This window comes from Altibacter lentus, assembly GCF_000746845.1.
Classification (GTDB): Bacteria; Bacteroidota; Bacteroidia; order Flavobacteriales; family Flavobacteriaceae; genus Altibacter; species Altibacter lentus.
Genome location: NZ_KN050846.1, coordinates 714,507 through 740,309, shown reverse-complemented (window position 1 = coordinate 740,309; position 25,803 = coordinate 714,507). Strand labels below are relative to the sequence as shown.

The following is a 25,803-nucleotide window of genomic DNA, read 5'->3' as shown; positions in this document are numbered from 1 at the left end:
ATAAGCGCTGCTGCGTTTGCGGCAATAGTGTTATGTCTAATAAAAGTGATTAAATTTTCATGAGCGAGGAGTTAGAAAATAACGAAGAAGCGAAAAATTCCGGTCCAGATTATCTGGGAGAACACGAAGATACCAGCGGCGATACTATTACCAAAGTAACGGGAATGTATCGCGATTGGTTCCTGGATTATGCGAGTTATGTGATTCTGGAACGAGCCGTTCCCGCCATTGAGGATGGTTTTAAACCGGTTCAAAGGCGCATCATGCATTCCATGAAGGACTTGGACGATGGTAGGTATAATAAGGTCGCCAACATCGTAGGACATACCATGCAATACCACCCGCATGGGGATGCGAGTATTGCCGACGCCATGGTGCAAATAGGGCAGAAGGACCTTCTTATCGATACACAGGGGAACTGGGGTAACATTCTAACGGGCGACCGGGCAGCTGCATCACGGTATATTGAGGCACGGTTGTCCAAATTTGCGTTGGATGTAGTATACAACCCTAAAATCACTTCTTGGCAGGCCTCCTACGATGGCCGAAAGAAGGAACCTATTAACCTGCCGGTCATGTTTCCACTGTTGTTGGCACAAGGAGCGGAGGGGATTGCGGTAGGTCTTTCTACAAAGATCCTTCCGCATAATTTTATAGAATTGATCGATGCCTCCATAAAGCATTTGCAAGGCAAACGATTTACCCTTTTACCCGATTTTCCTACGGGCGGGATCATGGACGCAACCAGCTATAACGACGGGCTTCGCGGAGGAAAGGTAAGAAGTAGGGCCCGTATCTTGCAACACGATAAGAACACCCTGGTGGTGCGTGAGATACCCTTTGGCACTACAACCACTTCTTTAATAGAATCGATCCTAAAAGCCAACGAAAAAGGGAAGATAAAGATCAAAAAGATCGAAGATAACACGGCAGCACAAGTAGAGATCATGATCCATCTTCCGGGCGGTATTTCACCCGACAAGACTATTGATGCCCTGTATGCCTTTACGGCCTGTGAGACTTCCATTTCGCCTTTGGGTTGTGTGATCGAGGACAATAAGCCATTGTTTATTGGTGTTTCTGAAATGCTTCGCCTGTCGACCGACCGAACCGTACAACTTCTTAAGAGTGAGTTGGAGATACAATTGGAAGAGCTTGAAGAACAATGGCACTTTGCTTCTTTGGAGCGTATCTTCATCGAAAACCGAATCTATCGCGATATAGAAGAAGAGGAGACATGGGAAGGGGTGATCCGGGCGATTGACGAAGGATTGCAACCCCACATAAAACATCTAAAACGTGCCATTACCGAAGAAGATATCGTCCGACTCACTGAAATACGCATCAAACGCATCTCTAAATTCGATATCGATAAGGCACAGCAAAAGATTGATGCGCTGGAAGATCAGATCGCTGAAGTGAAGCATCACCTTCAGAATTTAATTGATTACGCCATCGATTATTTCAAGCGGCTTAAAAAAGACTACGGCGAAGGGAAAGAGCGAAAAGCGGAAATTCGTGTCTTCGATGATATTGAAGCAACCAAAGTGGTGATCCGCAATACAAAACTATATGTGAATAGGGAAGAAGGATTTGTGGGAACCAGCCTTAAGCGTGATGAATACGTAACCGATTGCAGCGATATCGACGACATTATTGTTTTTACCGAAAATGGAACGATGATGGTCACTAAAGTGGATGCAAAGACCTTTGTTGGAAAAAACATCCTCCATGTGGCTGTTTTTAAGAAAAAAGACAAACGGACCATCTACAATATGATCTACAAGGACGGCCCGCGTGGGGCTACCTATGTGAAACGCTTTGCCGTAACTTCCATAACAAGAGACAAAGAGTACGATCTTACGGCAGGAACTTCGGGGTCTAAAGTGCTTTATTTTACAGCAAACCCCAATGGTGAGGCTGAGGTCGTCACGGTGCTTCTCCGGCAGACCGGAAGCATAAAGAAGTTGAAGTTCGATCTTGATTTCGCCGATCAGTTGGTGAAAGGACGTGCCTCCAAAGGTAATATTGTAACCAAATATGCTGTTAAGCGCATTGAGCTTAAAGAAAAAGGACTATCTACCCTAAAACCAAGAAAGATCTGGTTCGATGACACCGTACAGCGCCTTAATGTGGATGAACGCGGAGAGTTGCTGGGGGAGTTTAAAAAAGAAGATCGTTTGTTGATCATTAATCAGAAAGGTGTAGTAAAGACTGTCATCCCCGAGCTTACGCTTCGTTTTGACGACGATATGATCGTTTTAGAGAAATGGGAGCCCAATAAGCCTATTTCGGTGATCTACTGGGAAGGTGAAAAGGAACTTTTCTATGTAAAACGCTTCTTGATAGAAAATGAGGATAAAGAAGAACTTATTATCACAGACCACCCAAAGTCATACCTGGAACGTGTTTTTACTGATTATCGTCCTGTTGCCGAAGTTGTTTTCGTTAAGGAGCGCGGCAAGGAAAGAAAGGATAATGCTGAAGTAAATTTAGAAGAATTTATTGCCGTAAAAGGAATCACTGCCATGGGTAATCAGTTGACGAAGGACAAGGTGCTGGAGATCAATGCGTTATCTTCACTCCCATACGATCCGCCAAAACCGATTCCTGCCGAAGAAATGGATGTTGTCGATGAAGAAGCCGTTGTCCCGGAAACTACTTCAGAAAAAAAGGATAAGGAAGAAGAGCCGCCTACCGATGAAGAAGGTCAAACCCTGTTATTCTAACTATAATTCATGAAAAGTTTTATTCGAGAGTTTAAAGATTTTGCCATCAAAGGCAATATGATTGATATGGCGGTAGGTATTATTATTGGTACTGCATTTAACAATGTGGTAAATACCTTGGTGAAGAAAGTAGTAATGCCACCCCTTTCACTACTCACCGATGACGTAAATCTTGCAAATAGAAAATACCTGTTACGAGAAGCTACAGACACAGCCGAAGAAGTTGCCATAGGTTACGGCGAGTTGATCGAGGTATTGATTGATTTTGCGATCATTGCGCTCACGATTTTTGTGGTCATCAAATTTATCAATCGCTTTAGGAAAAAATCCGAAGACCCTAAAAATAAACAAGTTCCTACCCCCAAAGATATCGAGCTGCTTGCCAATATCGAACGCCTTATGGAACAACAAAATGAACTAATAAAGAATGGCTCGAAGAAATTATAAAAAACCTTGTAGCTTTGTAGGATATTTCTTAATTAGCTGACACTAATAAAAATACTCGAAATCTATTTATAGGTTTCCACAAAAAAATGGTTATTATCCCCAAACGCTACTATTGGTTCTCCTTTGGTATTATGCTCGCTATTAGCATTACCTGTCTGTTTATCTACGGAAAAGCCAAGCAACAACTCGATAACGAATACAAGGCCCAGATCCAGACGGTAGGACGACTATCTGTTCAAGATTTTGAGCGGACCGTTCGGAATAATATAGGTTCCCTCGAAAATATAAAGGATCGAATTGAGGAAAGTGAGGGTGCGTTTATGCAGTATTTCGAATCGGATGCCAATCGTATTATTTCACAGCATCCATCGTTTCGTTTTATTGAATTTATAGACAGTGATGGGATCATTCGTCAAATTGTACCATTGATCGCCAATGAAGAAGCTTTGTTGCTGGATATAAAGCCATTGGAGTATCGCTATTCAGAATGGATCAATAATAGTCGAAAGGATATTACAAATATGACACCTTGGATCCCGCTGACGCAAGAAGGAGAGGCATTTTTAGTAGATGTACCTGTCTACATAAAAGGAAAATTCTATGGTACGGTGACCGCGGGGATGGATTTTAGTTCGCAATTTGATGAGATCTGTGAAACATTTAAGGACCATTCGGTATTGTTAACAGATCAAAACGGCACAGTCTTTTATTCATACAACGAACCCAATCCGGGCGATTTTCCTACCGATAGGCAATTTGAGGCAGGAATGAAGCCTATTGGCGCCTCAGGAAAGACCTGGTCATTTCAGTTGCTATACCGCGATAATGAGATCTATAAAGAACGTGAATTGATTCAACTTATAGGTTTATTCTTCGGATTTCTACTTTCGTTTGTTATTAGCTTGCTGGTTTTTCTGTTTCTGAAATCTCGACATAATAAGGCTCACCAAGAAACGATCAACACCACGCTATCTCTCTTAAATACGGAATTAGAGGAACAAAAGCAGGAGGCTCAGAAAGCCTCAACGGCAAAATCGGATTTTCTCTCGAATATGAGCCACGAGATACGAACACCTCTAAACGCTATTCTTGGATTTGCTGATATTCTTCAGACCAAGGATTTGCTTAAAAAGGAACGCGTTTATTTGAAGCTAATGCGAAACTCCGCGCAAACACTTTTGGTCCTTGTAAACGACATCCTGGATATGGAAAAAATCGAATCAGGGAAGATGGAAGTTTCCGAAGATCGATTTAAACCAGCCGACCAGCTTCAGAAAATCATCAATACCTATAAACCTCAATTACAAGAAAGAACATTGGAGGTGAATAAGGAGTTTTCATCGCACTGTAACAGCACCGTCCTGGGAGATGTGTCAAAATTCAATCAAATCTTTACTAATTTGCTTACCAATGCCATAAAGTTTACCAAAACCGGTGGCATCACTATTCGATATACCGAATCCTTTGAGAAAGACCGGTTGAAAGTCTCCTATTCGGTTTCCGACACCGGCGTGGGGATTCCAAAAGATAAATTACCGTCTATTTTCGATCGCTTTGTTCAAGTTGAAAACGGCTTTAGAAAGCGCCATGAAGGGGGCGGATTAGGATTAGCGATCACGAAAGAGCTGGTTCACCTGTTAGAAGGAGAAATAGGTGTGACAAGCAAAGTGGGCAAAGGAAGCTGCTTTGCCGTGGAAATGTCCTTTCCTTTGGTCGAGGACCGGCCCGGCACGATCAATGAAAGGAACAAGGACCTATCGCACATAAAAAGTCTTATTGTTGATGATAATAGAATTAACAGAATGATCCTTTATAATATACTTCTGCAAGTGGGAATACGTTCGGAAAGTGTAGGCAGCGGATTAGAGGCCATAGAAAAGACTAGGAAGCATAACTACGACCTTATCTTTATGGATATTCATATGCCTGATATGGATGGTTTTGAAGCCACTGAGAAATTACTTCAAATACAGGAAGATCTAGTTGTTTTAGGTCTTTCGGCAGACGTCACCAAAGAAGCCATTAGAAACGGCAGAGCGTCCGGTATGTGTGATTATCTCACCAAACCGATCGATAAAGAGGCCTTGTTTAGGATATTGAACAAGCACTTTTCTTCAAAACCTCTAATATCAAAGAGCTCTTGACTTTTACAACCCTAGAGGTGTGCTTATTTTTCAGTTCGTTTTAGTTGCCGTACGCCGGCGATCAAGAATAAATCCCCAACGACTATTAGTCCCAGCCAATAATACCAGTCCGGGGCTTGCGCTTGAAATTCAGTAACGATAAAATAGATGCCTATCCCTAAAAGAATCAATCCGGTTATGAGCATTAAATATGCGTTACGGCGTGCTGTTGGTTTATCCATTTGTCATTTGGTTTAATTATCTAAATTCTCTTCGGGGAGTGTTGAAACGATCTCACTGGTCGTTTTTCGATAACGCATATTGAGAAATTCAATAAATAAGGAGAATGCAATTGTAAAGTACAGGTACCCCTTTGGGATCACCCCAATCTCATTACCGAATACAACCAAATGCGAGAGGTGAGCTCCTTCCGCAATCAGCATAAAGCCAATAAGGATCAAAAAGGCCAGCCCTAATAGTTGGACCGTGGGGTGTTTATTAACAAAGCGGCCCACCGGATTTGCAAAGATCATCATGATAAGTACAGAGATCACAACCGCAATCACCATGATCACCAAAGCGTCGTTGGGGTCGTTACTAATACCATTGGTCATACCTACTGCGGTTAGGATAGAGTCGAAAGAAAAAACAATATTTATTAAGCTTATTTGAACGATTGCTTTACTTAAAGAGGTGGCTCGGCTCTTTTTCACTTTCCTTGCATCGTGTCCTTTATCCTCCACTTTCTCATGGATCTCGCTTGTACTTTTATATAAGAGGAACAGTCCTCCTATAAATAAGATAAGTCCTTGTCCGCTTATACCGGCTTCAATCCATGACAGGTGAATGTTCCAAAAAGGAGCCTCCATAGCGACGAGCCAAGAGATGCCAAACAGCAGGATGACCCGTATAAGCATTGCGAGAAAGAGCCCTATGTTGGTTGCTTTTTTCTGAAGGTTCGAGGGTAGTTTGCTGGCAGCCAGCGAAATGAAAATGATGTTGTCGATCCCCAGAATAATTTCCAGGAAAGTCAAGGTTAACAATGCCACTAAGGCATCCGGCGAGCTTAAGATTTCGAACATTATTTTACTTTTTTAGCGGTTCCTTTTTGTTTTCTGGTTTCTCCTACTACGTTGTACTCAAAGACATATTCGTTCTTGCCGGTAGTGAGGATCTTCATATGGATGGCTTTTTCTTCAGACCGGTTCTTTGGGTTTTTCTTTTTAACGATGTACTCGCAATCGTTTATCCATCGCACCGAGGAAGTATCTCCTTTACCTCTAAAATAATCAATTTCTATGGAATCGTTACGTATAAAAGTTGTTGTAAGTACTTCTGTACCTACAACAGCTTCAAATTCAAAGGTTCCTGTTTTAAAGTCGGTGCAATTTCGTTCCGGCTCATAACAACCCACAAACAAAAGCAGTGAAAAAAGATAGCAGAAGCGCATTTTTTTAGATTTTATGCGAATTTCTGAAATTTTAAGGAGAATAATTAATTTTCGTAGGTCTTAAAAGTACCGTCGCTATAAAAAATCACGATCCGTTCTATAACTGCTGAAGCGGAAGTAGTTTCTGAAGGATGCTTAGTCGGAATGGAAACGGATTGTTTTGTCGCTTCTTTCATTTCTGAAGCAGTTATCCGGGAAGATGGGGCAGAAGGAGTCGGATCATTTTTCTTATCGGACGGGAAGTCACCTTTTCCGTTTAACAACCAGTATAATTCTACTTCTGGAAATTGCTGAATCACCTTCATCACAAAATCCAAACTGGGTTTGTTTCTACCCGATAGCAAATGCGAAATAGTGGACCTGTTAAAATCGATCGCATCCGAAAAAGCCGTAGCCGATAACCCGTAATAATCGAGTATTTTTTCCAGTCTTTTCGAGAAATCGTTGCTGTTTACCATTGTAACAAGGGCGTTTGTTGTAAAACGTTTACAAATGTAAATTATTTTATCTATGATACCAATTATACTGGGTAATTAATGTTATCTACCTATAATTAATTGTTTATATAACTACATTTAATACACTGAAAAAGAATATAATAAAAATATTTGGTGCATTGCGAGCATATTACGTGGTGTTTTTCTCGCTTTAGACACATAAATTGTTTACAAAAGTACCCCCAACTGCTGTTTTTACTTGTTTACACATGTAAACAAGGCTTTGTTTACCTTTGTAATCACATAGAATTTGTATGAACTTATCCACTTGGTATGCTGCCCATTTTGAATCCCGATTAAGGGGAAGATATCTTAGCTTGAAGCATATCGATCCCTTGCTGAAAAGTTTCAGTAACCGACTAAAAATTTCGTATCCGGGAAACTCTGAACTGGGTAAAAAAATTCCACTTATTACATTGGGTCATGGATCGAAGATCGTTCTTGCATGGTCACAAATGCACGGCAACGAATCAACAACTACCAAAGCACTTTTTGATCTGTTTCGGTTTTTAGACCAGAAGAATGACTTCCAAGAGGAAATTGAACATTTTCTACAGGAATACACTTTGTATGCTTTTCCTATCCTCAATCCCGATGGAGCAGAACGGTATACCCGGGAGAATGCCAACGGTGTAGACCTCAATAGGGATGCGGTGACACTGTCGCAATCCGAAAGCAGGTTGCTTAAACAGGTATTTGATGAAGTACAACCTAATCTTTGTTTGAATTTACACGATCAGCGCACTATCTACGGACTTCCAACGGGTTTACCGGCAACGATATCATTTTTAGCACCGGCAGCCGATCCACAGCGGGCGCTTACGCCTGCCCGCGAGGTAGCCATGCAGAAGATTATAGTGTTGAACGCCTTTTTGCAGAACTATGTGTCCAATCAGATTGGGCGTTATGACGATACGTTTAATGTAAATTGTGTAGGCGATGCATTTCAACAGGCCGGTGTCCCGACCATTCTCTTTGAGGCGGGGCATTTTCAAAATGATTACGAACGCGAGATTACGCGGAAGTATATTTTCTTGGCATTTTCGAAGCTTTTTGGCTTGCAGGGTGCTTCAGAAGTAGTTTCAAGTACCGATCAATACTTTTCTATTCCGGAGAACCGTATTATTTACAAAGATGTGATCATTCGGAATGTTTGCTTCAACAATAACAATAAACCCCGGGATATTGGAATCCAGTTTTCAGAAATACTTACAAATGAACAGATAGATTTTGTCCCTCATATCGACGAACTTGGCGATCTTTCCAATTATAAAGGGCATAGAGAGATAGATGGCCAGGGGTGCACCGTATTGGTTAATTCTCATCAAAATACAAACGTGGGACAGAAAGTTTCAATTATATCTAACAAAACAGGAGATTCTGTATTATTTATTCCTGAAATTTGACCTTAGACTACTAAAAACATATTAATTTTGTTACAGAAAACAAATTCCTTCTGCCATGGCAAAATTTAAATTAGACGAAACAGACCATCAAATTCTCGATATGCTTATCGAGAACACCCGTACTCCTTTTACCGATATCGCAAAACGGCATAAAATTTCCGCAGGAACTGTGCACGTGCGTGTCAAGAAAATGGAAGAGGCCGGAATCATTATTGGATCTTCCCTCACCCTGGATTATCAAAAACTGGGTTATTCTTTTATTGCTTATGTTGGTGTCTTTTTAAATAAGACCTCGCAAACTCAATTTGTGTTGGAACGAATTAATGAGATCCCTTTTGTAACCGTGGCCCACGTTACTACAGGGAAATTTAATATCTTCTGTAAGATCCGGGCAAAGGATACAAGCCATGCCAAAGAGATCATTTATAAAATAGACGATATAGAAGGAGTTACACGTACAGAGACCATGATCTCCTTAGAAGAGAGCATTAATGATAAGAAACGGTTGATGCACTCAATCTTTCAGAACATTACAACATAACTGCATGACAACTGCCGATCTTTCTCTCTCTGAGTATCAACCGTATTTTAAGAATTATATGGATAGCGTTGGGGAAATGTCCCTTATGGAGAGCCTTACAAAAGGACTTTTAGAGACGCAGTCATTTTTTGAAAGGATCCCCCAAGAAAAACATGCGTATCGCTATGCGCCGGACAAATGGACTCCCAAAGAGATCTTGTTACATCTTATAGATTCCGAACGGGTCTTCTGTTCTAGAGCCCTGCATTTTGCCAGAGCAGCAAACACCGAATTGCCTGGGTTCGATGAAAATGAATTTGCCGCAAACTCGAATGCGAATTTCCGTACAATGGACAATTTGGTAGAGGAGTTTGTAGCTGTTCGAAGGGCGTCTGTCCTTTTGATTTAGAGCTTTTCTAAGGATGTGTTGCTGCAAAGGGGAAAAGCCAATCAGGCGGAGGTGTCCGTGAGAGCCTTGGGTTTTCTTATTGCCGGACATGCTGTTTATCACTTGAAAGTGATCGAGGAACGCTATTTATGACCTCACAGGCTGTATTACCAATTCCTTAACTAACTTTAAATAAATCTTAGCATCAAATCTTTTGAATTGCCTGTTATTACTGGTATACTTGGGTATAGAAAAATTAGTAATAACAAAAAAAGAAAAGATTATGGAAAAGAGAATTGCAATATTAGCGACCAACGGATTTGAAGAATCAGAATTGAAATCTCCAAAAGAGGCGATGGAAGCTGAAGGTTTTACCGTAGAGATCGTAAGTGAAGAAAGTGGAAAGATTAAAGGTTGGGCCGATGGAAATTGGAGCAACGAATATCAAGTAGACAAGACACTTAGTGATGTTTCGGCAGAAGACTATAATGCGCTCATGCTTCCCGGTGGCGTCATCAATCCGGATAAACTAAGAAGAAATGAAGACGCATTGACCTTTGTGAGGGATTTCTTTAAACAAGGAAAGCCAGTGGCAGCCATTTGTCACGCACCACAAATACTTATTAGCGCCGATGTGGTGAAAGGCAGAACAATGACTTCGTTCAACTCCATTAAAGATGACTTGAAGAATGCTGGCGCCAATTGGGTAGACAAAGAAGTCGTAGTAGATGAAGCACTCGTTACGAGTAGAAATCCAAACGACCTTCCGGCATTCAACTCAAAGCTCATCGAGGAAATAAAAGAAGGAAAGCATGAATTACAGCATGCATAATCTTTAACAATTCATACACAAAAAAAAGAGGCGATATTCGCCTCTTTTTTTATTCTTCTTCATCTTCTAAGATTTTCTTTTCGGGGATTTCAACAATGGGTTCTGTAAAATCTTCTTCGGCATAATCTTCTTCATCAAAATTGGCCATAGTTGTTTCTAAGCGTGAACTCACCTTTACAAGGTATATGGTATCTTCTGTACGAACCTCGACCGCTTCGACCGTTTCATTCTTCGCATTCTTAAAGACAATTACATGATCGTCGTCATACCCGTCGGGATACTTCTCCACAAGTAACGAGAGAATTTCGGGAGTTAGTTTTCTATAGTCTACAATAATGCGTTTCATACTTTGATGTCACAAGTTGGTTTGGGTTTTAAAACTACTAAAAAATGTATAGCCACAAATTAATTCAGTGTAAATTTTCAAAAATTTTTATAGTAATCGAACGCTTTGTAAATAACCTCATTAGGCACTTCGCAACACATCTTGTGCTTACCAATATCTTTCAGTAGCACAAAACAAACCTTCCCGTGACTGTTTTTCTTGTCAAAAACCAGCAGTGCTACAATTTTTTCTATATCCTCTTTTGTGAAGTCTGTTTTCGGAAAATGCTTCAGAATAATGCTGGTGATTTCTGAAAGTTTTTTTGATGGAAAGCCTTCCAGTTCCGAAGAAATATAGGTAGCCAGGATCATTCCAATGGCAATAGCTTCACCGTGCAATAAGGTGGTTTTTTGGGTAGATTCCAGACAATAGGACTCAATGGCGTGTCCCAGTGTATGCCCGTAATTCAAGGTCTTGCGCTCGTTCTTTTCCAGCGGGTCCTTTAATACTATGGTGTTTTTTATCAATACAGAATCCCAGATAAGCTGTGCTGTTTCCTCATGATTTTGCGGGTTGAACGATTGAATCTTCGTCCAGTATTCTTCGGAATGGATTAAACCATGCTTTAACATTTCAGCATAGCCGGAAGTAATGTGTTCGGCCGGTAAGGTATCTAAATAGCCAGGATCTATGAAAACAGCGAGAGGTTCTTTGATGACCCCGATCTGATTTTTCAATGCCCCCAGATCCACACCATTTTTGCCACCTACCGAAGCATCGACCATAGCGAGTAGGGATGTGGGGACATGAATAAACTCAATCCCTCGTTTAAATGTAGCCGCAACAAATCCCCCAATATCTGTCACCACGCCACCCCCTAAATTGATGAGCAGGCTTTTCCTGTCGGCTCCGCGACTGGAAAGATCTTCCCACAGGGCAACACAGGTTTCAATGTGTTTGTGTGCTTCCCCGGCTTCAATTACAAGAACTTCGGGTTGCTCCAAAAATTTAATTTCTGAAAGGAATTTAGGTAAACAAACTTCGAGCGTGTGGTTATCGGTAAGTATGAATATATGCGAAGGTTTCAAGTCGTCCAGTACTTTTTTGAGGTAGGTAGGAAGGTTGTTCGTTGCGTAGACCGATCCGCGCTCTTTATGAATAATTTTATTCGTCATGAAACCCATTTTGTTATTTAAATAGACACCAAATCTAACTATATTTGTGAACTTTATTTTCAATTTATGGTATCAAAATCGCTTTTTGATAATACTGAAACGGCCTTTGCTCTTAAAAGTGATTCAGAATTAGAACGCGCCTATTTTCTCTTTAAAATGATTGCCAATGAACCTTTGGTTCGTATTGGAACAGCCGCAACAAAACTGGCTTTGAATATGCATCTTCCGGTAGAAGGCTTGATACGCTCCACCGTTTTCGATCATTTTTGTGGAGGGGTGAACGAAAAGGATTGTATGTCTACGGTCGATAGTCTGGAGGAAGCAGGGGTCTCTTCGGTGCTGGACTATTCAGTCGAAGGGAAGGAGGAGGAGAAGCAGTTTGATGCCACCATGGAAAAGATCATAGACCTAACCCGCTTCGCAAAAAATAAATCGGCTATGCCGTTTTCGGTGTTTAAACCTACCGGACTGGGCCGTTTTAAGATCTGGCAAAAAGTAACCGAAGGCGCCACACTTTCTGAAGCTGAGCAAGGGGAGTGGGAACGTATAAAACAACGGTACCATCATGTTTGTAAAGTCGCACAAGAGTGCAACATCGCTTTATTGATCGATGCGGAAGAATCCTGGATGCAGGGAGCAGCCGATGGGCTCTGTGAGGAGATGATGGAGATCTACAATAAAGAAACACCTATTGTCTTTAATACCCTGCAGTGCTACCGCTGGGACCGTTTTGAGTATTTGAAGGAGCTCCACAAACGCGCGAAAGCAAAAGGATACTTACTCGGATTCAAAGTAGTGCGTGGTGCTTATATGGAGAAAGAGCATGATCGTGCCGAAGATAAAGGATATCCCACCCCAATATGTGCCAGTAAGAGTGCCACCGATGAAAACTTCAATACTGTAACCGATTATATCTTAACCCATTTAAGTGACATCTCACTGTTTTTAGGCACCCATAATGAGGTAAGCAGCTATTTGGCCATGGAGACCATGGAAACGGAAAGTTTGTCGAAAAGCGACGGACGTATTTGGTTTGGTCAGTTATACGGGATGAGCGATCATATTAGTTTTAATCTTGCGAAAGAAGGGTATAACGTAGCAAAGTACATTCCTTTTGGGCCGGTAAAGGATGTTATGCCCTATTTAATACGGCGAGCCGAAGAGAACACCTCGGTGGCCGGACAAACCAGCAGAGAACTTACCTTGCTGAAACGAGAGAAGGAACGACGTAAATTGTAGTGGTTGGATATTGTATCAATAAAAAGCACGAATGGAATCGTGCTTTTTACATCAAACTAACCAACTATGAAAACAATTAACAGGGAGTAATACTTTCTGAAAATTCAACTAAAGGGCTTTTACTTTTCAACTCCCCAGTTTACTCAAGTAAAAGCCTTTAGCTGAGGTAAATAAAATGAAATTAACACTATAAATTTTCGGGTTTTTTCCGTCAATTGCAACCCTTCCATATCGCCATTCTTGAATAAGCAGTCGTTATTCACGAATGCCTGCTTCCAAAACAGATCCTACGCATTTGATTTTCAATAAAGTATAAGCCGTGTCCGGTAAATTCAAGGTTCTTCGCCGATATTGCGGTCAGCGTGGCAAATTTTAATAACTTTAAATAGTTTGTTTTAATATGCGTTTACCGCTTCTCATATTAAGTCTTCTCGTCCTCACCGGTTCCATGTTGGGGCAATCTAAGCTACCCCAAAACCTACATGCTCTTGAGGATGAAGCTCTATTATATTGGTTCGATGAAGTAGGGGGTGACTCCATCACTCAAGAAAGAATCGCACGGGTTTATTTAGAGAGGGCACGAAAGGAAAAGGATACCATCAAAATGGCCCGGGGCTACGATCGCTTGGCCCGGATCTTTCATCCGGAGAAGAACCTTCAATTTGCCGATAGTGTTATTGAACTAACTAAGCATAAAAAGCACATAACATATCCAGCATTAGGATACATATTAAGAGGTTATAACTATAGTGAATTGGGAAATTTAGTTCAATCCACCAAAGAATATTTTAATGCCTATTTATTATCAAAAGAACAGAATAACTTACAACAACAAATTTATATTCTAGATGTATTGATATCATCAAAATCAGTTTGGGGTAATAAAGAGGAAGCCCTAGATCTGCAACGTAAACGTCATAAAATAGTATTTTCAAAAGAGTTTTATTCAGAAATTATTAAAAGCACGAGAAAAGAGTTCCAAAATAATCTTAAAATAATAGCGGATCGGGAAAAACTATCATCTTGGGAGAATTTTGTTTTTTGTTTTATAAATTTAGTCAAAGTAGATTCAGCTAGATTCTACTCAAAAAAAGCATATAATCAGCTTGAAAAATATAATGGACTTGACAAAAGTTTACATTTGCGTTGGTTATTAGAAGCTGATATTGATATTGAATATTTAGATCAGAACTATGACTTGGTGATTAAAAAGGGTAGAACATTTCTTGATTTATATCCTGACTCTAGTCCAGATACAAAATTTAATATTTATATGCTTAACGGATTATCTTTAATTGAAAGAAATGACTACCGAATGGGAATTAAAAATCTTTTAAAAGCTGATTCTATATATAAACGGAATGTTTTGAAAATCTATCCTGCCGACAGAAAATTGTTTGAAAAACTTTACGATTACTCATCTTTAGAAAATAATATTCCAAAACAAATAGAGTATTTGAACAGTTTATTATTCATTGACAGTATTTGTAAAAAAAATTATCAATATTTTGAACCTCAGATAATTAAAAATGTTGAGACTCCTCGGCTACTGGCAGAAAAAGAAAAATTAATCAATGAACTTCAACGTAAAAATGAAATGGCCACTATATCAAATTGGGCCATTGCTGGATTATTAATATTAAGTACCCTAGGATTTTTTTATTATTTCAACCGTCAATTGCTCTATAAGAAACGATTTGAGAAGCTGGTGGCATATTCACAGAATGAAGCGACCCCTACTAATGGAGAACAAGCTCTTCCGGCCAAGCCTTCTAATGAGTTAGTAGAGAACATTCTGCAAAGTCTTGTAGCGTTCGAGAGAAATAAAGAATACCTCTCCCAAAAGATATCTCTGGGGTATTTGTCGAAACGGCTGGATACCAATTCCAAATACCTCTCTCAGGTGATCAATATGGAAAAAGACAAGAGCTTTACACAATACATTAATGATCTTAGGGTCACGTATGCTTTTAAAAAGCTGGCTGCAGATCCAGTCTTCAGAAAATATACTATTAAAGCTATCGCCGGGGAATGTGGCTTTAAAACAGGAGAATCCTTTTCAAAAGCTTTTTATAAGAAATACGGAATTTACCCTTCTTATTATCTAAAGAGTCTGGAAAAGAAAGAATCTCTAGATTAGTTTTTTGCTTCTACCGAAGCTTTTAAGATGGTTGCTCGTTCCTCGCAATTTTCAACCATAATGGTGATCACTTTTGCGGTAACTGTTCCTTCGATCACATACTGCTTGCAGGTCTGCAGATCGGTATTGCTTTCAGAGAAAAGTACATCACCGTCATTTAATATAGATTCGATGGCGGTGGAGTCCAAACCATTACGACGTAACGTACTCAAAGCATTCTCCGAATAGAATCGTTCCTTTAAGCGGATGTTTTTTAAGGTGCGGGCATTTGGGCCATAATCACAGGAAGCGCGCTTTCCTCCCAGAAAAAAAAGTAAGATGACAATACCAATGCTAAATCCACCCAGATAATAGGCGATACGATGTGCTAATTTCATGCTGATTAAAATATAAGTAGGTTGATATCGCTGTAGGAAAGATCGAACCACTCGGCTACCGACTGACTTGTTAGTATACCGCGGTAAAAATACAACCCATTTCGCAAACCGCTGTCAAAACGGATGGCATTTTCCAGTCCGCCACATTCTGCAATATCCAAAAGATAGGGGGTAAAAATATTGCTTATGGCTATAGAGGCCGTTTTGGGATAGCGGGCGGGTATATTAGGAACGCCATAATGTATAACTCCGTACTTAATTTGAGTAGGTTCTTTGTGCGAGGTCATTTCAGTTGTTTCAAAGCAGCCGCCCATATCGACACTCACATCTATCACGACGGCACCATTCTTCATGTTTTCGACCATGGTCTTGGAAACGATAATGGGGGAACGGTCTTTGCCTCGTACAGCTCCGATTGCCACATCACAGCGGCGCAGTGCTTTCATTAAATTTTTAGGCTGTAGGGTAGAGGTGTAGAGGGTTCGCCCTACGTTGCACTGAAGGTTTCGTAATTTGGTAATGGAACTGTCGAATACTTTTACATTCGCTCCTAGTCCCAAGGCAGACCGTACCGCAAATTCTCCCACTGTCCCGGCGCCTATTACCACGACTTCCACGGGAGGCACACCACTTATATTGCCAAACAGCAAACCATTTCCTGCTTTGGCGTTGACCATGATCTCTGCCGCTACCAATACCGATGCCGTCCCTGCGATCTCACTTAATGCTTTAACCACAGGGTAGCTGTGATCTTCGTCTTTTATAAATTCGAAGGCTAAGGCCGTAATTTTCTTTTTAGCAAGTGCATCGAAATATTTTTTTTGCTGTGTCTTTAGCTGCAGTGCCGAAATAATCACCGTTTTGGGCTTGATGAGTTCGATCTCCTCCAGAGTAGGGGGTTCCACTTTAAGAACGATGGGGCATTCAAAGACCTGTTTGCGATCTTTGGTGATCTTTGCTCCGGCCTCACTGTATTGTTGATCGGAATATCCGGCTTCATCTCCGGCGGCTGATTCTACCAGTACCCGATGTCCGTTATTCACAATGGCTCCCACCGCATCGGGCGTTAGACAGATACGTTTCTCCTGAAAATACGTCTCTTTGGGGATACCAATATACAGTTCTCCCTGCTGCTTGAAGACTTCCAGTTTCTCTTCCTGGGGTAACAGTTGTGCTTTGGTAAATGGTGAATTGGATGTGGCCATAGGTGCTACAGGTTGGTAGTACCAAGGTACATATTTAATTTAAAATGTAAAACCGGCAACTTAGCGAAATAAGTCCTTGATCTGTTGCCAGGCAGTTTTTTTTGTAAATAATTCTTGTTCGAAAGATTGTAAATCATTTTCTCTAATTTTAGAGAATAATTTAGCTCTAACCAAATATACTGCAGGAACTAAAACCATCATTAAAGGTATAACATAGTATATTTCTAACTCATCCATTCCCCCATTTTCATTTATTACACCCCACAATTGAAAAGCATACATTGCGATGGGTACGAGGATGATCCAGTGCCACCAATGACGACATGTAAAGAACCAAATCAAGAGAAGAAATAATGGTACTGCTTTACCAACGCAGTACCAAGCCAAATGATACAAAGAAGGATAACTTGTCCTTAATGTAAAAAAATAAGTTTCCCAAGAAGTTGAATCACTTGGGAAACTTTCATATGAATAAAATACAAATGGAGTAGCTGCTATAAACATTACTATTATACCACCTACAAATAAAGAATATTTACCCGTTTTGTAACGGCTTTGGCTTGTCAATTTGTTGTGGTGTTTGTCCATCTTCTATGCTTTCCGGAGTACAAGAGATAAATAATCCAGCCCCGAAAATTGCAACGATTAAAAAGTACTTTGTTAATTTCATAATATTTGTTTTTGTGAGGTTTATCATACAAACCTAGCACGAAAAAAAACAAGTATTTCAAGTATGTTCGCCGTATCTTTATAAGTTAGCTTTAAGCCAAAAAAATCCTGCTTAAAAACTACTGCGATTTGGGGCGAGCATGATTAAGAATCCTTGTGTTTATTATGAAATCTCGTTACAATTTACTTCACTGGCAATATCTTTAGGGTTCTACTTCCGTTTTGGTTTTTTGTTAGTTGTATGCTTGTACTGTCTTTTGGTAATAATGTTTCAATTTTATTTGGCCACTCGATAAAATTCCAATGACCGGAATAAAAATAATCCTCTATTCCTATATCCATCGCTTCTTCATTGCTCTCAATTCTGTAAAAATCGAAGTGATATAACATATCATCCTTCAGCATGTATTCATTAACGATAGAAAATGTTGGGCTCGTAACTGTATCAGTTACACCTAAGTGCTCTGCAAGTGCTTTAATAAGTGTAGTCTTTCCTACACCCATATCTCCATAAAATAGTAAGGTCTTGGTGGGGGCTGCCAACAAGAGTTGATCGGCTATTGCCGGAATATCTTGGAGAGTATATGTCAACTGCATGTCACTAGATTGCGAGCAAATATAGAATAATTTCTCGATTATTAACAAAAAATATCGATTATCTGTATTTAAATAAGTAAATTCCTACAAATTATTTGGGTTCTAAGACCGCAAATGGAATGATCATCTCTTCCAAAGAAACACCGCCATGCTGATAGGTGTTGCGATAATAACTTACATAATGATTGTAATTATTGGGATACGCAAAGAATAGGTCGCCTTTTGCAAAAATAAACGAACTGCTCATATTTATAGTAGGGAGATGTATTTTTTTAGGGTCTCTGGCGGCCAGCACATCCTTATCTTCGTAGGTAAGACTCTTTCCTGTCTTGTAACGTAAGTTCAAACTGGTATTCTTATCTCCAATCACTTTGGAAGGGTTTTTTACATTGATCGTCCCATGATCGGTCGTAAGGATTAATTTAAAGCCTAATTGGGCTGCCTGCTGAATGATCTCCATTAGAGGCGAGTTTTTGAACCAACTCTGAGTGAGAGAACGATAGGACTTATCGTTGGAGGCCAGTTCCTTGATCACTTCCATTTCAGTTTTGGAATGGGAGAGCATGTCTACAAAATTGTACACCACCACAGTAAGATCTTCTTCCTTGTGGGTCTTAAAATTTTCAACAAGTCGCTTTCCTTGTTTTAAACTGGAAATTTTATGATAACTCCAATTTACATTCAAGCCTAATCGCTTTAACTGCGATGCCAGAAACTGCTCTTCGAACATGTTCTTTCCACCTTCCTCGGTATCGTTCAACCAATAATCGGGATGCAGCTTCTCCATTTCGCTGGGCATCAATCCGCTAAATATGGCATTACGGGCATACTGTGTTGCTGTAGGCAGAATGCTGTAGAACAATTCTTCCTGTGTTTTTTTATAGGAACTCTTCAAGAAGGGCTCAAAGGCCTTCCATTGATCATAGCGTAGGTTGTCAATGACCACAAAAAGCGTTTGTTGTTGGTCCTTTAATTGCGGCACTACCTTTTCCTTAAATAAGGTATGTGACATCACAGGTGCCTCGTTGCCGCTCTCAAACCAGGAGGGATAATTCTTATCAATAAACTTACAGAATTGGCTGTTGGCTTCTATTTTCTGAGATTCCAAGATCTCGAACATGCCGGAATCTTCAATATTCTCCAGTTCTAATTCCCAGTATACCAGCTTTTGATACAGTTCTGCCCATCCTTCAAAAGTATTGATCATGGACATATCCATTGCGATCTTACGGAACTCCTGCTGATAATTGGAAGTAGTCTTTTCTGAGATCAATCGCGAATGATCCAGATTCTTTTTTAAACTAAGTAGAATTTGATTCGGATTTACCGGTTTTATCAGGTAGTCGGCGATTTTAGATCCTATAGCTTCTTCCATGATATACTCTTCCTCACTCTTTGTAATCATAACTACGGGAAGTGCTGCTTGATATTCCTTGATTTCAGCTAAGGTCTCCAGGCCTGTTAGCCCGGGCATGTTCTCATCCAAGAAAACGATGTCAAAATTCTGGTTTTTTATTTCAACGAGCGCTTCGGTACCACTTTGTGCCGTAGTTACCTTGTAGTTCTTGTTTTCAAGAAAAATGATATGGGGTTTTAACAAATCGATTTCGTCGTCTACCCAAAGTACTTTAATGTCGCTCATATATGTATATTTGTTTATTATTGGAATTGCGGTTGAGAGGTTTCCTGCTAACACTTCAAAATTAATTCCAAAGTCACGCACAAAGGTACGTGTCAATACTAATTAAAAGTTAAAGTTTGAATACCACAGGCAAACTCAAAATTATAAACGACCCCATCTATGGTTTTATTACCATACCCAATTCGCTGGTCTTTCAATTGATCGAGCACACCTACTTCCAAAGGCTGCGTCGAATTTCTCAAATGGGCATGTCGTATTTAGTATATCCGGGGGCGCACCACACACGATTCCATCATGCACTGGGCGCCATGTTTCTTATGCAAAGGGCCGTACAAGTACTGCGACAAAAGGGTGTTTCAATTTCAAATGATGAAGAAGAGGCACTGTGTGTTGCGATCCTTTTGCATGATATTGGGCACGGGCCATTTTCTCATGCTATGGAACACAGCATCGTTGAAAATGTAAGCCATGAGTATATTTCTCTCCTGTTTATGGAGGAATTGAATCGAAACTTTAACAACAGATTAACGCTTGCCATACGCATATTTAAAGACGAATACGACCGAAAATTCCTGCATCAGTTAATTTCGGGACAATTAGATATGGACCGGCTCGATTATTTGCGGCGGGATAGTTTTTATACCGGCGTACAGGAAGGAACCGTAAATTCTCAGCGTCTTATCACTATGCTTAATGTTCACAACGATACTTTGGTCGTGGAAGAGAAGGGGGTGTATTCGGTCGAAAAATTTATTATCGCCCGGCGATTCATGTATTGGCAGGTCTATTTACACAAAACAGGGATCGTTGCAGAACAATTGTTGATGAACCTGCTTAAGCGTGCAAAAGAGTTAACACAACATGGTCAGGAGTTACCGGCCAGCGATGCATTGTCCTTTTTTCTGAAGAACGCTATCGATAAAGATCAATTTTCAAAAGAAGTATTAAATACCTTTGCAAAACTGGACGATTACGATGTGGTTTCAGCTATGAAATCCTGGATGACTCACGACGATTTTGTGCTCCGCAATTTGGCTGAAATGCTTTTGAACAGGGACCTCCTAAAGATTAAGATCAAGAAAAAACCTTTTTCAGAAATACAGATACAGGAAAAACGAACTTCGTTAATGGAGAAGTACAAGTTGAGTAACGCCGAAGCCAAATACTTTGTATTTAACGGGGAAATAGAAAATTTGGCCTATAGAATGGACAAAGACGCCATCTATTTGCTCACAAAAACAGGGAAAGTGGTAGATGTTGCCAGGGCCAGCGACCAACTTAACTTAAAAGCATTGTCTAAAACCGTAGTGAAATATTATCTGTGCTACCCAAAACCCAAATACTAATCCTTTTTTTCTATTTTTGCAAGGTTATCAAAAATAATACACTATTAATTTTTGATTATGAAGGATTTATGTCGTAAAGCACAGCCAAAAAACAGTAACAACTTGTTAAATGAAATTTACAGCAGCCCAAATCGCAGGAATTCTTAATGGTGAAGTTGACGGAAATGAAGACGTGGAAGTTTCGAAACTTGCAAAGATCGAAGAAGGCAGCGAAGGGAGTCTCACCTTTCTAGCCAACCCTAAGTACACACATTTTATCTATTCTACCGATGCTTCTATCACTATTGTGGATAAAGGTTTCGTTGCTGAAAATTCAATTTCTACTACATTGATCCGCGTGGAAAACGCCTACAAGGCTTTTTCACAACTATTAGAATATTACAATCAGGTGAAGATGAATAAAACGGGTATCGAGAAGCCGGTTTTTATTTCTGAAAGTGCCAAATACGGTGCAAATATTTATGTGGGCGCCTTTGCCTATATCGGGGAAAATGTGACCATAGGCGAGAATGTGAAGATTTATCCTAATGTATATATAGGTGATAATGTAACCCTTGGCGACAACGTGGTGGTATTCGCCGGAGCTAAGATCTATTCTGAATCGATCGTTGGAAACCATTGTGTGATACACAGCGGAGTGATCTTGGGAGCTGATGGCTTTGGGTTTACTCCAAATGATAAAGGAGAATACACCAAAGTTCCGCAAACCGGAAACGTGATCCTTGAAGATAATGTGGATATAGGAGCCGGAACCACTATCGACCGCGCTACCTTGGGATCCACGGTAATTAGAAAAGGAGTCAAGCTGGATAACCAGATACAGATAGCACATAACGTTGAAATTGGAGAGAACACGGTAATAGCCGCACAAACAGGGATTGCCGGATCTACAAAGATTGGGCGTAATTGTATGATTGGCGGTCAAGTGGGTATCGTGGGGCACATTACCATTGGGGATAATGTGCGAATACAAGCACAAAGCGGAATTGGTCGAAATGTGAAGGATAATGAGACCTTACAAGGCTCACCGGCTTTAAATTACGGCGATTTCAATAAAAGTTATGTACACTTCAAGAATCTTCCAAAATTTGTCGAACGATTTAATACTTTTGAAAAAAAAATAAACAATGACTGACTGCATGGTAAAACAGCGAACGATTGGTAAGGAGGTATCCTTAACGGGAGTCGGACTTCACACCGGGAAGGAAGTGACCATTACTTTTAAGCCTGCCCCCGAGAATCATGGGTATGCATTCGTACGCGTGGATCTTGAAGGGAGCCCCGTGATCGAGGCAGATGCCAATTATGTGGTCAATACCCAGCGCGGAACGAATTTGGAGAAGCTGGGTGTTAAGATCCAAACTTCCGAACATGTTCTCGCTGCATTGGTGGGAATGGAAGTAGATAATTGTTTAATGGAGCTGAATGCTTCCGAACCACCCATCATGGACGGATCGTCCAAGTTCTTTGTGCAGGCCATTTCCGAAGCAGGGATCGTAGAACAGGAGGCACCACGGGAAGAATATATTGTCAAAGAAGTAATATCCTATCTTGACGAAGAAACGGGAAGCGAAATCACAGTGATTCCGGCCGATGAATACCAGGTAACTACCATGGTCGATTTTGGCACCAAAGTACTGGGGACACAAAACGCATCGCTCAAACATCTCTCCGAATTTAAAGATGAGATCGCCGACGCTCGTACCTTTAGTTTTCTGCATGAGATCGAAATGCTGTTGGAGCACGGCCTCATTAAAGGCGGGGATTTAAATAATGCAATAGTCTATGTAGATAAAGAATTGTCTCCAAAGACCATGGAGAAATTGCGTGAGGCTTTCGGAAAAGACAAAATATCTGTGAAGCCTAATGGTATCCTGGATAATCTAACACTTCATTATCCCAATGAAGCAGCCCGTCACAAACTGCTGGATGTAATTGGAGATCTTGCACTGGTGGGAATGCGTATTCGCGGGAAAGTGATCGCTAATAAACCCGGTCACCATGTAAACACACAGTTCGCTAAGAAGCTATCCAAAATTATCAAGATAGAAAGCAGGAACAAGATACCTCAGTTCGACGTGTCGCTTCCTCCGGTAAAGGATGTGAACCAGATCATGGAAATGCTACCACACCGTCCACCGTTCTTATTGGTGGATAAGATCTTGGAGTTATCAGACACTCATGTGGTAGGTTTAAAGAACGTAACCATGAACGAACCCTTCTTTGTTGGGCATTTCCCGGGGGCTCCCGTAATGCCCGGTGTTCTTATTGTGGAGGCAATGGCACAAACGGGAGGGATATTAGCATTGAGTACCGTGCCCGACCCCGAGAACTATCTTACCTTTTTTATGAAGATCAACAATGTAAAGTTTAAACAACAGGTAAATCCTGGGGACACACTTATCTTCAACTTAGAGCTCATAACCCCTATTAGAAGAGGGATCGTGCACATGCAGGGAAATGCGTATGCCAATAACAAACTAGTGACCGAAGCCGAACTCATGGCTCAGATCGTCAAAACAAAAAATGTAGAATGAATCAACCGTTAGCATACGTCCATCCGGGCGCTAAAATCGCAAAAAACGTGGTCATTGAACCTTTTACCACCATTCATAACAATGTGGTGATAGGTGAAGGGACTTGGATAGGGTCCAATGTGACCATAATGGAAGGAGCGCGCATTGGAAAGAATTGCAATATTTTTCCGGGAGCGGTCATTTCGGCTATTCCGCAGGATCTTAAATTCAATGACGAAGATACCACTGCAGAGATTGGAGATGGAACGACCATTCGCGAATACGTGACTATCAATAGAGGTACATCAGATCGTGGAAAGACCGTAATTGGCAAGAATTGCTGGATAATGGCCTATTGCCACGTTGCGCATGATTGTATTGTGGGGGATCATTGCATCTTTTCTAACAACAGTACATTGGCCGGACATATTACCGTGGGCGATTATGTTGTACTGGCGGGAATGACCGCAGTACATCAATTTTGTATGATAGGAAACCACGCCTTTGTTACCGGAGGATCGCTGGTTCGAAAGGATGTGCCGCCTTATGTAAAAGCGGCTCGAGAGCCTCTTTCCTATGTGGGGATCAATTCTATAGGTTTACGCCGAAGAGGGTTTTCTCCTGAAAAGATCCGGGAGATCCAGAACATCTACAGAATTCTCTACCAAAAGAATTATAATAACACCCAGGCTGCGGAGATCATCGAAGCAGAGATGGAGGCGACGCCGGAGCGCGACGAGATCCTTCAGTTCATCAAGAATTCCAAACGTGGGATTATGAAGGGCTACTTCAGTTCAAATTAATTAATTTCAGAAAAAAAGACACCGTATATATGGCAACAAGCTCAGACATTAGAAAAGGATTATGTATTCGTTATAACAATGATATTTATAAGATCATCGAATTTCTTCACGTAAAGCCCGGAAAAGGTCCGGCATTCGTTCGAACAAAGCTTAAGAGTGTTACTTCAGGAAAGGTTATAGACAACACATTTTCTGCAGGACACAAGATCGAAGACGTACGTGTAGAAACGCATAAGTTCCAGTATTTGTACAATGAGGGAGAAACCTATCATTTTATGAATACGGAAGATTATTCCCAAATACGACTTCAAAAGGACGCTTTAGATGTGCCGGAATTGATGAAAGAAGGAGAAATCGTAACTGTGATCATCAATACCGAAGATAATTCACCACTTTCGGTGGAAATGCCTGCGCATGTTATCCTGGAGGTCACTGCTACCGAGCCCGGAGTAAAAGGAAACACGGCTACAAACGCCACAAAACCGGCTACTGTTGAAACTGGGGCAGAGGTGAACGTTCCTTTATTTATCAATGAAGGTGATAAAATTAGAATCGATACTGAAAAGGGGCAATATCAGGAGCGTATTAAAGAATAATACGGGACTATGAAGCGAAGCCTTGAGGAGATTGCCAAAACCGAAGCCGAATATTGGAATGAAAATAAGCTAGACCGACGAAAGATAAAGAAACTTCGAAGGCATGCTTTCTATTATTCCTATAAACGCGAGGCCGGGATTCTTCAAGAGATCGTAGCTACATTTGATGGTAAGGAACTGCTCGAGATCGGCTCTCATTCCTGGATGGCATGGATCAAAAATAAAACCACGCCAAAAAAGATCACTTGTATAAATATTTCTGAAGTTGAACTTCAAAAAGGAGCAGCTCATGCCCAGGAGGTTGATTTTCCAATCGATTTTCACCTAATAGATGCCAACAATCTTACGTTTCCGGATGCTTCATTCGATGTGGTATACGGCGGGGCGATCCTTCACCATCTCGATATAGAGAAAGCAATGTATCACATTCACCGTGTGCTGAAACCCGGGGGTTACATTTTGTTTACAGAACCATTGAACATCAACCCGCTCTACAAGGTGTATCGCAGACTAAATCCGAAGGAGCGCACACCCGATGAGCATGCGCTGGTATCTTCAGATTTTAAACTAATCCGAAAGAAATTCACCTTCAAACATCATTTTTTTGATTTTTTTAGTGTTATTTTTGGGTTCGTGGCATTAAAAATCTATGGCGATAAAAATTACGATAATTGGATCAATAAACTTGGGTATCAATTGGATGTACTATTTTCAAAAGTGCCATTTTTACATTTCTTATTTGCCCGCGTGATCATTTACGGAGAAAAAAAATAACAACACC

Annotated in this window: 26 protein-coding genes; 15 read left to right on the top strand and 11 right to left on the bottom strand. The window is 40.6% G+C overall.

From position 1 onward, the window contains the following. The first annotated feature begins 59 nt into the window (after window positions 1–59). The 3 genes from JS40_RS03530 to JS40_RS14760 all read left to right on the top strand — a co-directional run bounded on the left by JS40_RS03530 (window position 60) and on the right by JS40_RS14760 (window position 5,320). Window positions 60–2,729, top strand: coding sequence for a DNA gyrase/topoisomerase IV subunit A (locus JS40_RS03530; protein ID WP_034258437.1), 2,670 nt, complete (start codon window positions 60–62; stop codon window positions 2,727–2,729). 9 nt (window positions 2,730–2,738) lie between these two features. Next, on the top strand, window positions 2,739–3,176 hold the full coding sequence (mscL, locus tag JS40_RS03525) for a large-conductance mechanosensitive channel protein MscL (RefSeq protein ID WP_034258435.1): 438 nt from the start codon (window positions 2,739–2,741) through the stop codon (window positions 3,174–3,176). An 86-nt stretch (window positions 3,177–3,262) separates the two neighbouring features. Further along, on the top strand, window positions 3,263–5,320 hold the full coding sequence (locus tag JS40_RS14760) for a hybrid sensor histidine kinase/response regulator (protein ID WP_051957487.1): 2,058 nt from the start codon (window positions 3,263–3,265) through the stop codon (window positions 5,318–5,320). A 23-nt stretch (window positions 5,321–5,343) separates the two neighbouring features. Here the strand turns inward: JS40_RS14760 and JS40_RS03515 are convergent, their stop codons facing one another. From JS40_RS03515 to JS40_RS03500, 4 genes are read right to left on the bottom strand one after another with little or no spacing between them, the layout of a single operon-like run. Beyond that, window positions 5,344–5,541, bottom strand: a complete 198-nt coding sequence (locus JS40_RS03515; protein ID WP_034258433.1) for a hypothetical protein — start codon at window positions 5,539–5,541, stop codon at window positions 5,344–5,346. Window positions 5,542–5,553: 12 nt separating this feature from the next. Continuing rightward, window positions 5,554–6,381, bottom strand: coding sequence for a TerC family protein (locus JS40_RS03510; protein ID WP_034258431.1), 828 nt, complete (start codon window positions 6,379–6,381; stop codon window positions 5,554–5,556). Beyond that, window positions 6,381–6,749 (bottom strand): hypothetical protein, encoded by a 369-nt coding sequence (locus JS40_RS03505; protein WP_034258429.1) that lies wholly within the window; start codon window positions 6,747–6,749, stop codon window positions 6,381–6,383. The genes JS40_RS03510 and JS40_RS03505 overlap by 1 nt, the downstream gene beginning before the upstream one ends. A 44-nt stretch (window positions 6,750–6,793) precedes the next feature. Then, a complete protein-coding gene (locus tag JS40_RS03500; RefSeq protein WP_034258427.1) occupies window positions 6,794–7,207 on the bottom strand; it encodes a helix-turn-helix domain-containing protein in 414 nt (137 codons plus the stop codon). Window positions 7,208–7,500: 293 nt separating this feature from the next. On the opposite strand from JS40_RS03500, the gene JS40_RS03495 reads away from it, so the two are divergent. From JS40_RS03495 to JS40_RS03480, 4 genes are all read left to right on the top strand, one after another. Then, complete coding sequence (locus JS40_RS03495; protein ID WP_034258424.1) at window positions 7,501–8,652, top strand: M14 family zinc carboxypeptidase; 1,152 nt, start codon at window positions 7,501–7,503, stop codon at window positions 8,650–8,652. A 55-nt stretch (window positions 8,653–8,707) separates the two neighbouring features. Further along, window positions 8,708–9,193 carry an Lrp/AsnC family transcriptional regulator gene (locus tag JS40_RS03490; protein ID WP_034258421.1) on the top strand — a complete coding sequence of 162 codons (486 nt, stop codon included), beginning with the start codon at window positions 8,708–8,710 and terminating at the stop codon, window positions 9,191–9,193. Window positions 9,194–9,197: 4 nt separating this feature from the next. Beyond that, window positions 9,198–9,581: a DinB family protein gene (locus JS40_RS03485; RefSeq protein WP_051957486.1), complete on the top strand. Its 384-nt coding sequence runs from the start codon at window positions 9,198–9,200 to the stop codon at window positions 9,579–9,581. A 262-nt stretch (window positions 9,582–9,843) separates the two neighbouring features. Next, on the top strand, window positions 9,844–10,392 hold the full coding sequence (locus JS40_RS03480; RefSeq protein WP_034262023.1) for a type 1 glutamine amidotransferase domain-containing protein: 549 nt from the start codon (window positions 9,844–9,846) through the stop codon (window positions 10,390–10,392). A gap of 49 nt (window positions 10,393–10,441) precedes the next feature. Here JS40_RS03480 and JS40_RS03475 read toward each other — a convergent pair whose 3' ends face one another. Continuing rightward, window positions 10,442–10,738 (bottom strand): hypothetical protein, encoded by a 297-nt coding sequence (locus JS40_RS03475; protein WP_034258419.1) that lies wholly within the window; start codon window positions 10,736–10,738, stop codon window positions 10,442–10,444. Between the two features lie 77 nt (window positions 10,739–10,815). Beyond that, window positions 10,816–11,892: a 3-dehydroquinate synthase gene (gene aroB, locus JS40_RS03470; RefSeq protein ID WP_034258417.1), complete on the bottom strand. Its 1,077-nt coding sequence runs from the start codon at window positions 11,890–11,892 to the stop codon at window positions 10,816–10,818. A gap of 66 nt (window positions 11,893–11,958) precedes the next feature. On the opposite strand from aroB, the gene JS40_RS03465 reads away from it, so the two are divergent. Further along, window positions 11,959–13,131, top strand: coding sequence for a proline dehydrogenase family protein (locus JS40_RS03465; protein WP_034258415.1), 1,173 nt, complete (start codon window positions 11,959–11,961; stop codon window positions 13,129–13,131). Between the two features lie 400 nt (window positions 13,132–13,531). After that, window positions 13,532–15,271, top strand: coding sequence for a helix-turn-helix domain-containing protein (locus tag JS40_RS03460; RefSeq protein ID WP_034258412.1), 1,740 nt, complete (start codon window positions 13,532–13,534; stop codon window positions 15,269–15,271). On the opposite strand, the gene JS40_RS03455 is transcribed toward JS40_RS03460, so the two are convergent. From JS40_RS03455 to porX, 5 genes are all read right to left on the bottom strand, one after another. After that, on the bottom strand, window positions 15,268–15,648 hold the full coding sequence (locus JS40_RS03455; RefSeq protein ID WP_034258410.1) for a DUF4258 domain-containing protein: 381 nt from the start codon (window positions 15,646–15,648) through the stop codon (window positions 15,268–15,270). The two genes, JS40_RS03460 and JS40_RS03455, sit on opposite strands and share 4 nt — an antisense overlap. 5 nt (window positions 15,649–15,653) lie before the next feature. Continuing rightward, entirely contained in the window at window positions 15,654–16,853 is a 1,200-nt protein-coding gene (locus tag JS40_RS03450; RefSeq protein WP_034258407.1) for an alanine dehydrogenase, read from the bottom strand. A gap of 60 nt (window positions 16,854–16,913) precedes the next feature. After that, the gene (locus JS40_RS03445; protein ID WP_034258404.1) at window positions 16,914–17,441 is read right to left on the bottom strand and encodes a hypothetical protein; all 528 of its coding nucleotides are present in this window, start codon (window positions 17,439–17,441) and stop codon (window positions 16,914–16,916) included. Window positions 17,442–17,705: 264 nt separating this feature from the next. Continuing rightward, window positions 17,706–18,119: a tRNA (adenosine(37)-N6)-threonylcarbamoyltransferase complex ATPase subunit type 1 TsaE gene (gene tsaE, locus JS40_RS03440; RefSeq protein WP_034258401.1), complete on the bottom strand. Its 414-nt coding sequence runs from the start codon at window positions 18,117–18,119 to the stop codon at window positions 17,706–17,708. 91 nt (window positions 18,120–18,210) lie between these two features. Next, window positions 18,211–19,761, bottom strand: a complete 1,551-nt coding sequence (gene porX, locus JS40_RS03435) for a T9SS response regulator signal transducer PorX (RefSeq protein ID WP_034262021.1) — start codon at window positions 19,759–19,761, stop codon at window positions 18,211–18,213. 116 nt (window positions 19,762–19,877) lie between these two features. Between porX and JS40_RS03430 the strand changes: the two genes are divergently transcribed. From JS40_RS03430 to JS40_RS03405, 6 genes are all read left to right on the top strand, one after another. After that, window positions 19,878–21,107 (top strand): HD domain-containing protein, encoded by a 1,230-nt coding sequence (locus JS40_RS03430; protein ID WP_034258398.1) that lies wholly within the window; start codon window positions 19,878–19,880, stop codon window positions 21,105–21,107. 109 nt (window positions 21,108–21,216) lie between these two features. Next, entirely contained in the window at window positions 21,217–22,242 is a 1,026-nt protein-coding gene (lpxD, locus tag JS40_RS03425) for a UDP-3-O-(3-hydroxymyristoyl)glucosamine N-acyltransferase (protein ID WP_034258395.1), read from the top strand. Continuing rightward, window positions 22,235–23,644: a bifunctional UDP-3-O-[3-hydroxymyristoyl] N-acetylglucosamine deacetylase/3-hydroxyacyl-ACP dehydratase gene (locus tag JS40_RS03420; protein ID WP_034258393.1), complete on the top strand. Its 1,410-nt coding sequence runs from the start codon at window positions 22,235–22,237 to the stop codon at window positions 23,642–23,644. Before lpxD ends, JS40_RS03420 begins: the two co-directional genes overlap by 8 nt. Further along, window positions 23,641–24,426 carry an acyl-ACP--UDP-N-acetylglucosamine O-acyltransferase gene (lpxA, locus tag JS40_RS03415; protein WP_034258391.1) on the top strand — a complete coding sequence of 262 codons (786 nt, stop codon included), beginning with the start codon at window positions 23,641–23,643 and terminating at the stop codon, window positions 24,424–24,426. Before JS40_RS03420 ends, lpxA begins: the two co-directional genes overlap by 4 nt. Window positions 24,427–24,455: 29 nt before the next feature. Next, window positions 24,456–25,022: an elongation factor P gene (gene efp, locus JS40_RS03410; RefSeq protein ID WP_034258388.1), complete on the top strand. Its 567-nt coding sequence runs from the start codon at window positions 24,456–24,458 to the stop codon at window positions 25,020–25,022. Window positions 25,023–25,031: 9 nt separating this feature from the next. Continuing rightward, window positions 25,032–25,796, top strand: a complete 765-nt coding sequence (locus tag JS40_RS03405) for a class I SAM-dependent methyltransferase (protein WP_051957485.1) — start codon at window positions 25,032–25,034, stop codon at window positions 25,794–25,796. Window positions 25,797–25,803 lie beyond the last annotated feature (7 nt).

Coding starts and splice junctions, on each gene's coding strand:
- JS40_RS03445 (WP_034258404.1), bottom strand. CDS start 17,441: ATGGACAAACACCACAACAAATTGACAAGCCAAAGCCGTTACAAAACG.
- JS40_RS03500 (WP_034258427.1), bottom strand. CDS start 7,207: ATGGTAAACAGCAACGATTTCTCGAAAAGACTGGAAAAAATACTCGAT.
- JS40_RS03495 (WP_034258424.1), top strand. CDS start 7,501: ATGAACTTATCCACTTGGTATGCTGCCCATTTTGAATCCCGATTAAGG.
- JS40_RS03515 (WP_034258433.1), bottom strand. CDS start 5,541: ATGGATAAACCAACAGCACGCCGTAACGCATATTTAATGCTCATAACC.
- JS40_RS03455 (WP_034258410.1), bottom strand. CDS start 15,648: ATGAAATTAGCACATCGTATCGCCTATTATCTGGGTGGATTTAGCATT.
- aroB (WP_034258417.1), bottom strand. CDS start 11,892: ATGACGAATAAAATTATTCATAAAGAGCGCGGATCGGTCTACGCAACG.
- JS40_RS03475 (WP_034258419.1), bottom strand. CDS start 10,738: ATGAAACGCATTATTGTAGACTATAGAAAACTAACTCCCGAAATTCTC.
- JS40_RS03465 (WP_034258415.1), top strand. CDS start 11,959: ATGGTATCAAAATCGCTTTTTGATAATACTGAAACGGCCTTTGCTCTT.
- lpxA (WP_034258391.1), top strand. CDS start 23,641: ATGAATCAACCGTTAGCATACGTCCATCCGGGCGCTAAAATCGCAAAA.
- efp (WP_034258388.1), top strand. CDS start 24,456: ATGGCAACAAGCTCAGACATTAGAAAAGGATTATGTATTCGTTATAAC.
- JS40_RS03450 (WP_034258407.1), bottom strand. CDS start 16,853: ATGGCCACATCCAATTCACCATTTACCAAAGCACAACTGTTACCCCAG.
- JS40_RS03510 (WP_034258431.1), bottom strand. CDS start 6,381: ATGTTCGAAATCTTAAGCTCGCCGGATGCCTTAGTGGCATTGTTAACC.
- lpxD (WP_034258395.1), top strand. CDS start 21,217: ATGAAATTTACAGCAGCCCAAATCGCAGGAATTCTTAATGGTGAAGTT.
- porX (WP_034262021.1), bottom strand. CDS start 19,761: ATGAGCGACATTAAAGTACTTTGGGTAGACGACGAAATCGATTTGTTA.
- JS40_RS03490 (WP_034258421.1), top strand. CDS start 8,708: ATGGCAAAATTTAAATTAGACGAAACAGACCATCAAATTCTCGATATG.
- JS40_RS03530 (WP_034258437.1), top strand. CDS start 60: ATGAGCGAGGAGTTAGAAAATAACGAAGAAGCGAAAAATTCCGGTCCA.
- JS40_RS14760 (WP_051957487.1), top strand. CDS start 3,263: ATGGTTATTATCCCCAAACGCTACTATTGGTTCTCCTTTGGTATTATG.
- JS40_RS03405 (WP_051957485.1), top strand. CDS start 25,032: ATGAAGCGAAGCCTTGAGGAGATTGCCAAAACCGAAGCCGAATATTGG.
- JS40_RS03460 (WP_034258412.1), top strand. CDS start 13,532: ATGCGTTTACCGCTTCTCATATTAAGTCTTCTCGTCCTCACCGGTTCC.
- JS40_RS03505 (WP_034258429.1), bottom strand. CDS start 6,749: ATGCGCTTCTGCTATCTTTTTTCACTGCTTTTGTTTGTGGGTTGTTAT.
- JS40_RS03485 (WP_051957486.1), top strand. CDS start 9,198: ATGACAACTGCCGATCTTTCTCTCTCTGAGTATCAACCGTATTTTAAG.
- JS40_RS03480 (WP_034262023.1), top strand. CDS start 9,844: ATGGAAAAGAGAATTGCAATATTAGCGACCAACGGATTTGAAGAATCA.
- tsaE (WP_034258401.1), bottom strand. CDS start 18,119: ATGCAGTTGACATATACTCTCCAAGATATTCCGGCAATAGCCGATCAA.
- JS40_RS03420 (WP_034258393.1), top strand. CDS start 22,235: ATGACTGACTGCATGGTAAAACAGCGAACGATTGGTAAGGAGGTATCC.
- mscL (WP_034258435.1), top strand. CDS start 2,739: ATGAAAAGTTTTATTCGAGAGTTTAAAGATTTTGCCATCAAAGGCAAT.